The organism is Streptomyces durhamensis, from assembly GCF_000725475.1.
GTDB classification, from domain to species: domain Bacteria; phylum Actinomycetota; class Actinomycetes; order Streptomycetales; family Streptomycetaceae; genus Streptomyces; species Streptomyces filipinensis.
Genome location: NZ_JNXR01000014.1, coordinates 183,617 through 197,866, shown reverse-complemented (window position 1 = coordinate 197,866; position 14,250 = coordinate 183,617). Strand labels below are relative to the sequence as shown.

Annotated in this window: 8 protein-coding genes and 2 pseudogenes; 4 read left to right on the top strand and 6 right to left on the bottom strand. The window is 71.8% G+C overall.

Features of this window, described 5'->3' with window-relative positions; genetic code table 11:
• The first annotated feature begins 9 nt into the window (after positions 1-9).
• Both IO33_RS0121620 and IO33_RS52570 read left to right on the top strand, forming a co-directional pair.
• Positions 10-930, top strand: a complete 921-nt coding sequence (locus tag IO33_RS0121620; protein ID WP_037685762.1) for an alpha/beta hydrolase — start codon at positions 10-12, stop codon at positions 928-930.
• Positions 897-1,651, top strand: a pseudogene (locus tag IO33_RS52570) (fibronectin type III-like domain-contianing protein); the annotation flags it as partial. The gene IO33_RS0121620 and the pseudogene IO33_RS52570, both read left to right, overlap by 34 nt.
• On the opposite strand, the gene IO33_RS0121615 reads toward IO33_RS52570, so the two are convergent.
• The 4 genes from IO33_RS0121615 to IO33_RS0121600 form a co-directional block, all read right to left on the bottom strand.
• Complete coding sequence (locus IO33_RS0121615; RefSeq protein ID WP_031167463.1) at positions 1,563-2,933, bottom strand: S53 family peptidase; 1,371 nt, start codon at positions 2,931-2,933, stop codon at positions 1,563-1,565. The pseudogene IO33_RS52570 and the gene IO33_RS0121615 overlap by 89 nt on opposite strands.
• Before the next feature lie 230 nt (positions 2,934-3,163).
• On the bottom strand, positions 3,164-4,609 hold the full coding sequence (locus IO33_RS0121610; protein ID WP_031167461.1) for an aldehyde dehydrogenase family protein: 1,446 nt from the start codon (positions 4,607-4,609) through the stop codon (positions 3,164-3,166).
• Between the two features lie 220 nt (positions 4,610-4,829).
• Positions 4,830-6,521, bottom strand: coding sequence for a PucR family transcriptional regulator (locus IO33_RS0121605; protein WP_031167459.1), 1,692 nt, complete (start codon positions 6,519-6,521; stop codon positions 4,830-4,832).
• A gap of 98 nt (positions 6,522-6,619) precedes the next feature.
• Complete coding sequence (locus tag IO33_RS0121600; protein ID WP_031167457.1) at positions 6,620-9,100, bottom strand: hypothetical protein; 2,481 nt, start codon at positions 9,098-9,100, stop codon at positions 6,620-6,622.
• Between the two features lie 313 nt (positions 9,101-9,413).
• Here IO33_RS0121600 and gabT point away from each other — a divergent pair, with 313 nt between their 5' ends.
• Together gabT and IO33_RS52565 are read left to right on the top strand one after the other, a co-directional pair.
• Positions 9,414-10,748 carry a 4-aminobutyrate--2-oxoglutarate transaminase gene (gene gabT / locus IO33_RS0121595; RefSeq protein ID WP_031167455.1) on the top strand — a complete coding sequence of 445 codons (1,335 nt, stop codon included), beginning with the start codon at positions 9,414-9,416 and terminating at the stop codon, positions 10,746-10,748.
• Positions 10,749-11,408: 660 nt separating this feature from the next.
• Positions 11,409-11,663: pseudogene (locus IO33_RS52565) on the top strand (phosphatase PAP2 family protein); the annotation flags it as partial.
• 70 nt (positions 11,664-11,733) lie between these two features.
• On the opposite strand, the gene IO33_RS0121590 reads toward IO33_RS52565, so the two are convergent.
• A complete protein-coding gene (locus IO33_RS0121590; protein WP_031167453.1) occupies positions 11,734-13,545 on the bottom strand; it encodes a chitinase in 1,812 nt (603 codons plus the stop codon).
• A gap of 143 nt (positions 13,546-13,688) precedes the next feature.
• Entirely contained in the window at positions 13,689-14,147 is a 459-nt protein-coding gene (locus IO33_RS0121585; RefSeq protein WP_031167450.1) for a hypothetical protein, read from the bottom strand.
• Positions 14,148-14,250 lie beyond the last annotated feature (103 nt).

Genomic DNA, 14,250 nt, shown 5'->3' with positions numbered 1-14,250 from the left:
GGTGACAGCATGAGCCGTGAGCAACGCGAGCAGGTCCGCGAACTCCGGCGGAACTCGCCGCTCGACCTGGGTGGCGATCTCGACGTCCAACGGCCGCTGTTCGAACAGATCCTCAGCTCGCGGCCGGTGCCCACCGACGCCATCGTCGAGAAGCTCGACCTGGCGGGTGTCGCCGCGCTGTCGGTCACGATCAGCGGTGCGCCGCAACCGGTGGGCACCGCGCTCTACTTCCACGGCGGCGCGTTCGCACTGGGTTCGGCGAACAGTTCCTTGGGCTTGGTGACCCAGATCGCCCGGCGATCGGGACTGCGGGTCGTCACGGTGGATTACCGGCTTGCGCCGGAGCACCCGGCACCGGCCGCGGCGACCGATGCCGCGACGTGTTATGAAGCGCTGCTGGACTCGGGTATCCGCGCCGACGAACTGATCGTGATCGGGGAGTCCGCCGGAGGCGGGGTGGCACTGAGACTGCTCACGTCACTGGTGGCGGGAAACCGGCCCGTACCGGCGGGCGCGGTGTTGCTGTCGCCCTGGATCGACTTGACATTGGCCGGCGACTCGATGACAACGCGGGCGTCGGTGGACGTCGCGGTGAATCGCGAAGCGCTCGCCCGGCGCGTGCTCGACTACGCCGGCGAAGGTGCTGCCGCGGCGCGGGAGCACAGCCCGCTGTTCGACGGCCTGCACGGGTTGCCGCCCACTCTCGTGCAGGTCGGAACGCACGAAACACTGCTCGACGACTCCATCCGGCTCGCCTCCCGCCTCGCAGCCGCCGACGTCTCGGTCATCCTCGACATCACCGCGGAAGTGCCACACGTCTTCCAGGGCTTCGCGCCGGTCCTGGACGAGGGCGCGTGGGCGCTCGACCGCGCGGGCCAGTTCGTCCGAACCGCACTGAAACAACCGGCACGCGATCTTCTGCCCGACTGACCCCTGTCATGAGAACTTCCGGCTGCCTCCCGCAGACCTGGTACGCCTCGGACGCCGATCTGCCCGACGTCCGCGACTACGACGTGATCGGCAGCCGCCAGACGTACCTGTACTTCGAGGGCACCCCCTCTTCCCCTGCGGGCACGGCCTGTCCTACGCGTCCTTCGCCTACGCCGGCCTGTCGGCGCACCGGCGGCTCACCCTCGCCCCCGGCGAGCGGGCGGAGGTCTCCTTCGACGTACCGCTCTCGTCACCGGAGTTCGCGGGACGTGGCCGGGGCGGCCGGGTTCTCGAACAGGGCCTGTACGACCCGCTGATCGGCGCGTCCAGCGAGGACGTCCGGCCGCGGACGACCGTCCTGCTCGACGGTGAGCCGCCCGCCCCGAGCCCGGTGGCCCGGCGCGGCCTGGCGTGCGCCGACTTCGACGAGCAGTCCGGCGTCGCGAGCGTGGAGAGGACCCGGACGGCGGGCGACGCGGTGACCCCGGCGAGGAGCGGGACCGGGGAACTGGTCTACCGCCCGGGCGGCCCTTCGCGGCCCGCGACGCGGACATGCCGACGGCCCGGGTCGGGGACCCGGGCCGTCCTGAGGGCGGGGCGCCAGGGCGCGAGCCCTGTCGAGTGCCGAGGCGTCAGCTGTGGTGGGCCGCCTTCGCCAGGGCCGGCACGAAGCGGAGGGCGTTCAGGGTGCCCACGCCCGTGGCCATGTCGTAGCCGTTGACGGCCTTGTAGCCCTTGACGCCTTCGTAGCTGTTGTCGGTGCCGTCGTTGACGTCGACGACGCCCGGGTTCTTCTGCTGGAGAAGGGTGTAGAGGGCCCCGTTGATGTCGCCCAGACGGTGTCCGGCCACCTGGTCGGCGAGGGCGACGATGCCCGAGAAGAGCGGGCTGGCCTCGCTGGTGCCGCCGCTGACGTCCCAGCCGGTGGCGGTCGGGTCGTAGCTGGAGTAGACCCAGGCACCGCCGTTGACCGCGGCGGCCATCGAGATGTCCGGGGTGCCGCGGCGGGTGCCGACGACGTTCTTCACGCCGTTCTGGAAGGACGGCCGCGTGAACACGTGGGACTGGCCGCCGCCGCCCGCGCCGTAGTCGTTGTAGACGCTGTCCGGCTTGACCCGCTCACCCTTGTCGTTCAGGTGGAGCTGGGTGCCGCCGATGGAGGTGACCAACGGGTCCGCCGAAGGCCAGGAGTTGACCCGCTTGTTGTAGTACGTCTTGCCGTCCAGCTTGTTGTCGGTGGCGCCGCCGTCACCGGAGGAGGCGAGGACGGTCACGTGCTTGCGCTGGGCGTCCTCGAAGGCGTACCGCAGCTTCTTGATGCTGGAGAAGTCGCCCCTGCCGAAGCCCGGGAAGGTGTTCTCGGTGGCGCCGAAGCTCTGGCTGATGACGTCGCCGACGCCGTGGTCGATCAGGTACTTCTCGGCGGACATCATCTCCGGCAGACCGGTGGTCCCCTCGGTCTCCGAGACCGCCGTCTCCACCAGGACGATCTTGGCGCCGGGCGCGACGGCGTGGGCCATCTCCACGTCCAGCGTGGTCTCGCCGGCCCAGCCGGTCATGTCGGAGTTCTTGGGGTCGAACGCGGGGACGTGGCCCCACTTGACGACCTTGACCTTGGTGCTGGGCAGCCCGAACTGCTTGCTGTAGACGTCCAGGTCGTGCTGGACGGTCGGCGACCCGAACGAGTCGACGATGACGATCGTCCGGCCCTTGCCCGTGATGCCCTTCTTGTACAGCGGGTTCAGGTTGTACGCGGTGCGGTACTGCAGCGGGTTGTAGCAGTTGATGTGCCACTTGGCCTGGCACTGCGCGATGGGCAGCGGGCTGGCCACGCCGTGGACGAGGGCGTGCCCCGCAACGGCCGGCTGCGCGAAGGTGTGCGGTACGCCGGCGGGCGCGGCGGTGGTGGCGCCGGCCTGGGAGGTGGCCGCCAGTGCGGCGGCGACGAGTGCGACGGTGGCGGCGGACGCCGCGACGCCGCGCCCGGTACGGGCTATGTGCATGTGGTCCCCTGAGTGTCCTGAGACGCCCCGAGCCGGACGAACCGGCTGGACGAACTGGTCAGGCGCATCTCATCGGGAGAGTCATGGACAGAACAAGACTCTTGAACCGCCGATATCAAATCCTTTACCAGCAGGCAGAAAACAGGCTACCCCGGACACTCGCACACGTGAACGGCCGGAGCCCCCGCACAGTGGGCTCCGGCCGTTCCGGCTGACCTGTCCGTGGCAGGTCAGAGCGCGAGACCGGTGAGAACCAGCACGCGCTCGTAGGTGTAGTCCTCCATCGCGAACCGCACGCCCTCGCGGCCCACACCGGACTGCTTGGCACCGCCGTACGGCATCTGGTCGGCGCGGTAGGACGGGACGTCGCCGACCACCACACCGCCGACCTCCAGGGCGCGGTGGGCGCGGAAGGCGACCTGCACGTCGTGGGTGAACACGCCCGCCTGGAGGCCGTACTTGGAGTCGTTGACCGCGGCGAACGCCTCGGCCTCGCCGTCCACCTTCTGCACGGTGAGGACGGGTCCGAAGACCTCCTCGCAGGCGATCGTCGTGTCCGCCGGTACGTCGGTGAGGACGGTCGGCGCGTAGGAGGCGCCGTCGCGGTCGCCACCGGTGAGGAGCGTGGCACCGGCCTCGACGGCCTCCTTGACCCACGACTCGACGCGCTGGGCGGCGTCCTCGCTGACCAGCGGGCCGACGTCGGTCTTGGCGTCGCTCGGGTCACCGGTGACCTGGGCCTCGACGGCGGCGACGATACGCGGCAGCAGACGGTCGTACACCGACGCGTCGGCGATCACGCGCTGCACCGAGATGCAGGACTGGCCGCCCTGGTAGTTGGAGAAGGTCGCGATGCGGGTCGCGGCCCAGTCCAGGTCCGCGTCGGAGGCGTAGTCGCCGAGGACGACCGCGGCTCCGTTGCCGCCCAGCTCCAGCGTGCAGTGCTTGCGCGGCACCGAGTCCATGATCGCGTAGCCGACCTTCTCCGAACCGGTGAAGGAGATGACCGGCAGGCGCTCGTCCTGGACGAGGGCGGGCATGCGGTCGTTGGCGACCGGCAGGATCGACCAGGAGCCGGCCGGCAGCTCGGTCTCGGCGAGCAGCTCGCCGATGACCAGGCCGGACAGCGGGGTGGCCGGGGCCGGCTTGAGGATGATCGGGGCACCGGCGGCGATCGCGGGGGCGACCTTGTGGGCGCACAGGTTCAGCGGGAAGTTGAACGGCGCGATGCCGAGCACGACACCCTTCGGGAAGCGGCGGGTGATGGCCAGCCGGCCCTGGCCGCCGGCGTCGGTGTCGAGCCGCTGGGCCTCGCCGCCGTTGAACCGCCGGGCCTCCTCCGCGGCGAACCGGAACACGGACACGGCCCGGCCGACCTCGCCGCGGGCCCACTTGATGGGCTTGCCGTTCTCGGCGGAGATCAGCTGGGCGATCTCCTCGGTGCGCTCGGCCAGCCGCTTGCTGACGTGGTCGAGGGCGGCGGCGCGCACGTGCGCCGGGGTGGCGGCGAACTCGTCCCGTACGGCGTACGCGGCGGCCACGGCCTCCTCGACCTGGGCGTCGGTCGGCACACTGACCTTGCCGACGAGCCGGCCGTCCCACGGGGAGGTGACGTCGAAGGTGTCCTCGCCGGTGACCTGGCGGCCGGCGAGCCAGAAGGCGTGGGTGGAAGTCATGTCGTGAGTCCCGGCCCTTCCGCGTTGGAGGTGTTCTTTCGGTTCGCTGTCCACGGTAGGGCGGGGACGGCCGGGGGTCGCTTGTCCGAGTCGTAGCACTCGGGGCGGGGGGTGCGCCGGAATGGCGGGGTGGAAGGCGGGGTGGAAGGGGCGGGGTCGACTCCGGTGCCCGGGAGGTGAGCGAGTCCGGGGCGCAGCGCGCGGGGCGCCCCGGGGGCGGTCACTCCGTCGACGTCGCCTTCAGGGCGAGCCACAGCTCCATCCGGACGTCGGGGTCGTCCAGGGACCGGCCCAGGATCTCCTCGACCCGGCGCATCCGGTACCGCAGCGTGTGCCGGTGCACGCCCAGGTCCGCCGCGGCCGCGTCCCACTGCCCGTGCCGCGACAGCCAGGCCCGCAGCGAGGCGACCAGATCCCCCCGCCCCGTCGCGTCGTGCTCGTACAGCGCCCGCAGCAGCCCGTCGGCGAACGCCTTCACCGCGTCGTCGGCCAGCAGCGGCAGCACGGACCCCGCGGCCAGCTGCTCGTGCTCCACCAGCACGCGCCCGCGCCGCCGCGCCACGGACAGCGCCTGCTCGGCCTGCTTGTAGGCCGCCGCGGCGGCGATCGGACCGGCCGGCGCGGACAGGCCGACGACCAGCTCGTCCTCGTCGGACCCGTTCTGCTCGGGCACCGCTCGCGCCGCCTCCAGTGCCGCCGCGTACCGCGTACAGGCGGCCACCGCCGCGCCCCCGTCGGCGGCGAGCACCACCAGCCGGTCCCCTTCGGGCACGACCAGGACGGACTCCCCGGAGCGGGCGGCGGCGGACTCCACGGTCTCCGTCAGCCCGCCCAGCGGATCCCCGCCGGTGCCGGCGGCGGCCAGAGCGGCAGCGGCGGACGCCTGCTGGGCAGCACCGGGCGCCCGCGCCGGGGCGGGCGCGTGGGCATGGGCATGGGCATCCGCGTGCGCCCGCGCGGCCGAGCCGGACACCGACTCGGCGACGATCATCCGGAACGGCGCGTCGAGCAGCCCGCCGTACAGGTCCCCGGCGACGGACCGGGCGTGGTCGGGCTGCCCGGCGAGCAGCATGCGCAGCACCGCCGTGCCGATGCGCTGCTCGGCCGCGTACAGGGAGCGGGAGCGTTCGGTGGTGAGGGTGAGCAGGGCGATGGCGGAGTGGACGGCGTACCGTTCGGCGGTGCCGAGGGCCGCGGCCGTACCCACGGCGAGCGCGGCGCGCGGCCGCCGTCCCGTCCCCAGGGAGTGCAACTCGACCCGGTCCTCGTGATCGGGTCCGCCGACCACGGAGGAGGCCGGAGCGGGCCGTTCCCGCAACCGCTCGACCTCGGCGGTCAGCCGCGCCGCACGCCGCCCGGCCCACTCGGGCGCGGCGGCGACGACGGCACCAGAGGCGTCGTACAGGGCCGCCCACCCGTCGACCTGGGCGGCGAGCGCGCCGAGCAGCCCCTCGGGTCCGGCGTTGAGGGCCTGCTTGGTCAGCTCCCGCTGCGCGGCGAACCCTGCCGTGACGGCGCGGTACTGATCGGCGGCGATGGCGGCGGACACGGCCTTGCTGATGGCGAGGAAGGGGGTGCGGCGGGGGACCTCCAGCAGCGGCAGCCCTTCCTCCCGGGCGGCCTCGACCAGCGCCTCGGGGATCTCCTCGTAGTTCACCCCGACGGCGAACCCGAGCCCGACGACACCGGCCCCGACCAGCCGCTTCACATACCGCCGCATGGCCTCCCGGTCCTCCGCGTCCAGCTTGAGGGCGGTGATCAGCAGCAGCTCGCCGCCCTCCATGTACGGCACGGGGTCGGCCAGCTCGCTGACGTGGGCCCAGCGGACGGGCACGTCGAGGCGGTCCTCGCCCGCGCGCACGGTCAGCTTGAGCGCGGAGTGGTGGACGAGCGAGGCGAGGGTCGGGGGCATGGGGCCTTCACGGTGAGGGAGATCCGGTGATCTTTTGGCCGCGACGTATGAACGGCCTGTGCCGATTCTGCCTCACCGTACGGTCCCGTGCCGCCCCCTCACCCCCGCAGGTCCACCAACAACGGCGGCGCGTGCTCCCCGCGCACACTCGTCAACGACAACACGGCATGCCCCGCCGGCACCCCATGAGCCAACTCAGAAGCCGACCAACGCTCCCGCTCGACCTGCCGCACGGTGACGGCCTCTGTTGTCACCGCCTTGCCGGTCACCAGTTTGCGGAGGGCATGAATGGCGCGTGTCATCGGCTGGTCCGCGAACACGGTGTGCCGGGCCACGTCCCGGGTCTCCACCCACTGTGTGCCCCAGGCGTCCGCGAACCTGCCGCCGTCCCAAGTCGTCACCCCGGAGAACGCCATACGGCAGCCTACGGCCGCGTACAACGGCCCGTGCAACACCTCGGGGACGTCGCCGACCGTACGCAGGGCGAGCACCACGCCCGCGTTGCAGGAACGCAAGCGCTGGATGCGGCGAACGGACTCGGTTGTCACCGCACCGGCGGCATCGTCCAGCACGAGGCAGGCGAAGTGGGTCCGTTCGCCTGCCGACGCCACAGCGCCGAACTGGGCCAGCAGCAGCCGGGTCACGATCCGGGACGCCTCTTCGTGTCCGCGGTGGGGCAGGTCGATACGAACCCGCAGCGGGTGATGGGCGACGGCGCGCAGGGAGAACGGCCGAGTGCTCCCCCCGTCCCCGCCGAAGAACCCGGCGAACGCCGGCCGGTCCAGCACGGCGAGCCGGTCGGCAAGTACCGGCCCGGGATCGCCTGCAGTGCCCGACTGCCGGGCCCGCGCATCGAGTTCGCGGCGCATCACCATGTACTCGTCCCCGGCAAGCGCACCGTGCAGTGCGGCAAGGGCCGAGGGCTCGCCTTCGAGTAGCTCCCGCAGCACGGGCAGAGTCGGGAAGCGACCGTAGGCCGCCCGGTAGGGGCCGAGGAGCTGGGCGAGCGCGGTGACCGCGCGCTGACCGCTCACCGAGTCCAGGTCGCCGGCCAGCCCTTCCGCCAGAACGGCCGCCGCCACGTCGGGGTCGTCGGCGTCCGCGTACGGGTCGAGGTCATGCACGGACGCCGGGTCGCCGAGGCGTACCACCACGTCGTAGGCCGAGTCGGGTCCGAGCGGGGTGCCGGCCGCACACACGGCGACCACGGCGCACTGCCCGGCGAGCGCCTGAAGGCCGAGCGACTCGACGACGGGCCGGATCAGGTGGCGGGTCTTGCCTGAGCCCGAAGGTCCGACGGCCAGCAGAGAGGTGCCCAGGGTGTCCGGCGCGAGAGCGGTTCCGGCACCGCCATAGGCGGGTGGGGTGCGGTCCCCTGCCACCCACTGCCCGATGTGCACCTGCCCCACGAGCAGATCATGCCGCCCGGCCCGGCCGGGCAGGTCACGGTCGCCGGATGGGTGGGTCCAGGCGGCGCCGCCCTCGCGCAGAACCGTGTCGGCGAAGGAGGAGACGCGGGCCCGGGCACGTGCCACGGTCCACATATGGCCGATCCTGGCGCAATCCACGTCGTTCATCCGGCCGGCGTTCACTTCAGCGACGAGCACGTCCGCGGCCTGATACTGACCGGCCTCACGCAGTTCGGGCCACTCCGACGGCCGCCGGTCAACGGCCGGCGACGCGGTGTCGGCCGTCCTGGCCTGCGCCCGCGCAGCAAGCGCCTCTTTTGTCAGGGGCCACCAGCCGCCGATCCGGGCGAACGGCCCCAGCACCAGCAGCGTGATGAGCGCATACAAGCCGTCGGTGACCCACTCCGAGGCGAACACCCCGTAATCGCCGGTGATCAGAACGATCAGGGAGAACAACGGATCCTGAACGGGCAGGGCGTCCCAGCCGAGGCCGAAGGCGTTCGGGAAGACGAAGGCCAGCGCGATCAGCGCACCGAGGGCGGCGATGAGGGCACGAACGGGTTGCTCGCGCTGGGCGACGACGTGCCTGATGATGTCGGGCCAGCTGCCCAGGCGCGCCATGGCGTAGACGAGGATCGCGAAGAACACACCGTCGGCAACCGTCTTGGCCTCGGCACCCTGGTAGCTCTTCGGTGATGTGGTGCCGCTCCACCACCAGTCGTCGGGGGTGAGCAGCCTGAGAACGGTCCACTGGTACGGGAGGCTGCCGTGCCGCCACAATGACCACAGAAGCAGTCCCGCCGCCAGAGGGACGACGAAACCGACAACGGTGACGGGGGCCAGTCGCTGTGTCTGGCGTGCAGCCTTGGGCAGGTGGTAGCCGTAGCGCCAGATACCGGGCTCGACGGCCGGGCGCGGCGTGTCGAGCCAGTCCGCGACGGGCGAGCGGGGATGCGGTGGGCCGGGGGCGTATCCCGGCGGCCCGGCCGACGGCTCCACGTGCGGCGCCCGTGCCGGCCGGGGTGGCACGGCGGGGGCGTCGTACGCCGCACCGTTGTACGGCGTCGCGGGCACACTCCGGGGCGCCGCGGGCACATCCGTCGGCTCCGCTGGGCGCGGTACATGGTGAGCATGTGTGCCCTGCGCGTCCTGGGTTCCGTCGCTGTCCATCGCCCTTGCCCCCTGACCAGCCGCTCCGTCCACCGTCAGCGAGTCAATCTAATGCCCTCGCCAAGGGAGTTCAGCGATTGCACGGCAGGGCACGCGGGGAGATGTGTGCACGCCATCGTGTCGCCCTCCCAGTTCCTCTATATCCACTCCGGACAACCGTTCTCGCCGACAACGCCCACATGGAGCATGCCCACCCCCCACCCCCGGCCCTAGCCTGCGAAGAAAGATAGGTAAGCGGCCGAAAAACGCACCGCCCGGAATCGTCCGGACCGCCCGGTACGCAGATCCACGCAAGATCATCAGGGAGCCCCCAATGACCGCACTTCCGCAGGAGCGCCGCGTCGTCACCGTCATCCCCGGCCCGAAGTCGCAGGAGCTGCAGGCCCGCCGTACCGCCGCGGTCGCGCAGGGCGTGGGCTCCGTGCTGCCCGTCTTCACCACGCGCGCGGGCGGCGGCATCATCGAGGACGTCGACGGCAACCGCCTGATCGACTTCGGCTCCGGTATCGCCGTGACCTCCGTCGGCGCGTCGGCCGAGGCCGTCGTCCGGCGCGCGAGCGCCCAGCTCGCGGACTTCACCCACACCTGTTTCATGGTCACCCCCTACGAGGCGTACGTGGAGGTCGCGGAGGCCCTCGCCGAGCTGACCCCGGGTGACCACGCCAAGAAGTCCGCGCTGTTCAACTCCGGCGCCGAGGCCGTCGAGAACGCCGTCAAGATCGCTCGCGCGTACACCAAGCGGCAGGCCGTGGTGGTCTTCGACCACGGGTACCACGGGCGGACCAACCTGACCATGGCGCTGACGGCGAAGAACATGCCGTACAAGCACGGGTTCGGGCCCTTCGCGCCCGAGGTGTACCGGGTGCCGGTGGCGTACGGCTACCGCTGGCCGACCGGCCCGGAGAACGCCGGCCCGGAGGCCGCCAAGCAGGCCATCGACCAGATCACCAAGCAGGTCGGCCCGGACAACGTGGCCGCGATCATCATCGAGCCGGTGCTCGGTGAGGGCGGCTTCATCGAGCCGGCCAAGGGCTTCCTGCCGGAGATCGTGAAGTTCGCCAACGACAACGGCATCGTGTTCGTCGCCGACGAGATCCAGTCCGGGTTCTGCCGGACCGGCCAGTGGTTCGCCTGTGAGGACGAGGGGATCGTCCCGGACCTCATCACCACCGCCAAGGGCATCGCCGGCGGGCTTCCGCTCGCCGCCGTCACCGGGCGCGCCGAGATCATGGACGCCGCGCACGCCGGCGGGCTCGGTGGTACGTACGGCGGCAACCCCGTCGCCTGCGCGGGTGCGCTCGGTGCCATCGAGACCATGAAGGAGCTCGACCTCAACGGCAAGGCCCGGCGCATCGAGGAGATCATGAAGGGTCGCCTCACCGCCATGGCCGAGAAGTTCGACATCATCGGTGACGTGCGGGGCCGCGGTGCGATGATCGCGATCGAGCTCGTGAAGGACCGCGCCACCAAGGAGCCGAACCCGGAGGCCACCGCCGCGCTCGCCAAGGCCTGCCACGCCGAGGGCGTGCTGGTCCTCACCTGTGGCACCTACGGCAACGTGCTGCGCTTCCTGCCCCCGCTGGTGATCGGCGAGGACCTCCTCAACGAGGGTCTCGACATCATCGAGCAGGCCTTCTCGCGCATCTGAGCGAGTGGCCCGCACCTGCGGCGGGCCCCTGCGGCAGGCCGTGTGAAGAAGGTGTGCGAGGTGGATGGCGGGACGCGATTCCGTCTGCCCAAGCGCCTCGGCCTGCCGTAGGTTCTACCCAGATGAGAGATACACCCCGCCCACAGGGGACTGTGGGCGATTTCAGGGCGGGGCCTCCCCAGCTTCGACCTGGTCGTGCCCTCGCGCACACAACCGGCGCCTGAAGGCTCCGGGATCTCCTCACCGATCGGACGGTCGCCGCCCCAAACCCCCCGGGGCGCGCGACGTTCCGATCCGGACGGCCGCCCCGGAACCACCCCCCCTGTTCCGGGGCGGCCGACCTCCTTCTCTCCGAGCCCGTCTGACAAGCTGAGCGCCGTGTCGACCGCAGTCCGCCGCGCCCCGCTCCTCGGCCTCCCGGCCGTCCTCTTCGCGCTCATCACCTGGCAGGTGGCCGTTCACGGCCCGCTGCTGCGCCTGGACGCCCGTCTCAGCCGGGCCCTCGTCCATCCGGACCGGTTCTCGGGGTTCCTCTCCGACCTCGGAGACATCCAGGTCGCCGTCCCCGCGCTGGTCCTGGCCCTGGGGTACGCGGCCGGGCGGGGCCGTGCGGCCGGCGCGGACCGGTGGTGGCTGCCGCCGCTCGCCGCGGCCGTGCTGATGGCGCTGGTCCCGGCGGTCGTCGTACCGCTCAAGGACTGGACCGCGCGGCCGGGGACGCCCGTGATGCCCCCGGGGTCGGGGTACTACCCCTCCGGCCACACCACCACGGCGGCCGTCGCCTACGGCTCCGCGACCCTGCTCCTCCTCCCCTGGCTGCGCTCCGCGGCCGCCCGCCGTGCCCTGGTCGTGGGGTGCGCGGCCCTCGTGCTCGGGGTGTCGTACGGCCTGGTCCGCCGCGGCTATCACTGGCCGCTGGACGTGGTGGCCGGCTGGTGTCTGGGCACCGTGCTGCTGGCCGCCCTGGCCCTGCTCGCCGGCCGCGTCAGCCGAAGTACGCGTCGAAGTTCTTCTGGAACTCCCAGTTCGCGTAGCGGTCCCAGTTCACCGACCACGTCATCAGACCCCGCAGCGAGGGCCAGGTTCCGTGGGTCGCGTACGCGCCGCAGTCCGTCTTCTTCGTCAGACAGTCCAGGGCCCTGGTGACCTCGGCGGGAGCCACGTAGCCGTTGCCCGCGTTCGTCGACGCCGGCATGCCGATGGCCACCTGGTCGGGGCGCAGGGGCGGGAACACGTGGTCCGGGTCGCCCGCGACCGGGAAGCCGGTGAGCAGCATGTCGGTCATGGCGATGTGGAAGTCGGCGCCGCCCATGGAGTGGTACTGGTTGTCCAGGCCCATGACCGGGCCCGAGTTGTAGTCCTGGACGTGCAGCAGCGTGAGGTCGTCGCGCAGGGCGTGGATCACCGGGAGGTACGCGCCGCAGCGCGGGTCCTGGCCGCCCCACTTGCCGGTGCCGTAGTACTGGTAGCCGTTCTGCACGAAGAAGGTCTCCGGGGCCATGGTCAGCACGAACTTGGCGCCGTAGGCGGCCTTCAGGGTCTTCAGGGCCGAGATGAGGTTCACGATCACGGGTGTCGTGGGGTGTCTGAAGTCGGTGTCGTTCGCGTCCAGGGAGAGCGAGTGGCCCTCGAAGTCGATGTCGAGGCCGTCGAGGCCGTAGGTGTCGATGATGTCCGAGACCGAGGAGACGAAGGCGTCACGGGCCGCGGTGGTCGTCAGCTGGACCTGGCCGTTCTGGCCGCCGATCGAGATCAGCACCTTCTTGCCGGCCGCCTGCTTGGCCCTGATCGCCGCCTTGAAGTCGGCGTCGCTCTCGGCGTTCGGGCACTCGGTGACCGGGCAGCGGTGGAAGCGGATGTCGCCGGAGGTGGCCGAGGTGGGCTCGCCGAAGGCGAGGTCGATGACGTCCCAGCTGTCGGGCACGTCGGCGAGGCGGGTGTAGCCGGAGCCGTTGGCGAAGCTTGCGTGGAGGTAGCCGACCAGGGCGTGCGCCGGCAGGTCGGTCGAGCCGCCGCCGGATCCTGCCGTGGTCGTCGCGGTCACCGCGGCCGACTTGGCGGACTCGCCGGCGTCGTTGCTCGCGGTGACCTGGAAGCTGTACGCCGTCGAGGGCGCGAGTCCGGTGACGGTGGCCGAAGTGCCGCTCACCGTCTGGACCTTGACCCCGCCGCGGTAGACGGCGTAACTCGTGGCGCCGGTCACCGCCGACCAGGACAGCGCCACGGAGGAGGAGGTGACCGTGCCGGTTCCGAGGCCGGTCGGCGCGGCGGGTGGCTGCCCGGTGCTCGCGCCCGGGCCGACCAGGGAGATGTCGTCGGCCTGGTAGGCGCCGGTGCCGTACCAGCCGTGCGTGGAGATGGTGACCTTCGTCGTGGCGGCGCCGGTGGTGAAGGTGGTCGTGAGCTTCTGCCAGTCGGGGGCGGACTGGGTCCAGGCCGAGACGTCGGTGGTGCCGGTGCCGGTCGCACCGAGGTAGACGTACGAGCCGCGGACGTATCCGGACAGGGTGTACGACGCGTTGGGCCGGACCGTCACCGTCTGCGCGCACTGGGCGTCGTCGCTGCCGGCCGGGGTCGCCTGCAGGGCGGAACTCCCGCTGTGCACGGGCGAGTTAACGGCCGTTCCGCTGCCGGCGGTGCAGGTCCAGCCGGTCAGGCCGGACTCGAAGCCGCCGTTCGTCGCGAGGTCCGCGTCGGCCGCACGGGCGGCCGACGAGAGCGCGGTGACACCGGGCACGGCCAGCAGGGCGGCCGCGAGCAGGGCGAGGACGGATCCGGGGCGTCTGGCGCGTTCCACAGGGGCCTCCGTGGCGGGGAGTTGGAGGAGCGGAGCGCACACAATTTGGTCCAGACCAATCCCGTTGTCAAGGTGTACGACCGCCACCCGTACGACCGCCACCCGTACGACCGCTACCCGTACGGCCGTTACCGGTACGGCCGCTACCCGTCCCCGTCCCGCTTCCCGGCCAGCCCCGCAGCCGCCTCGTGCATCGCCAGCTCCAGCAGCGCCGGGTCGGTCAGCGTGCCGGCGCCGTCCGGCGGCATCAGCCAGCGCACACCCCGGGCCGCCCGGCCGGGATGGGGCACGACGATCCAGGTGCCGGTGCCGGCGGTACGGATGCCGGTGCCGAGCCAGCGTGCCGCGGTGCCCGGGGGCACGAAGAACCCGACCCGGTGGTCGCCGAAGTCGGCGAGCACCGGGCCGGGCCGGTCGAGGATCCGGGTGAGCACGTCCAGGGTCGGGTAGCCGAGCTCCCCCGGCAGGATCAACACGTCCCACGCCCTGCCGGCCGGCAGCAGGGCCACCCCGAGGGGGTTGCGTTCCCACTCCCAGCGGCAGGCCTCGGGATCCGGTGCGACGGATGCGAGCCATTCGACGGCCGTCTTCGCCCCAGTCACCAGAAAGCCTCCCTCTTCTCTCGCCCGACCGTTCCGCGCGGTCGCGCCAGAGGAGAGAGGGAGGCCTTCCGGGGAGCATTACGCGGATTCCACGCCCGCTTCG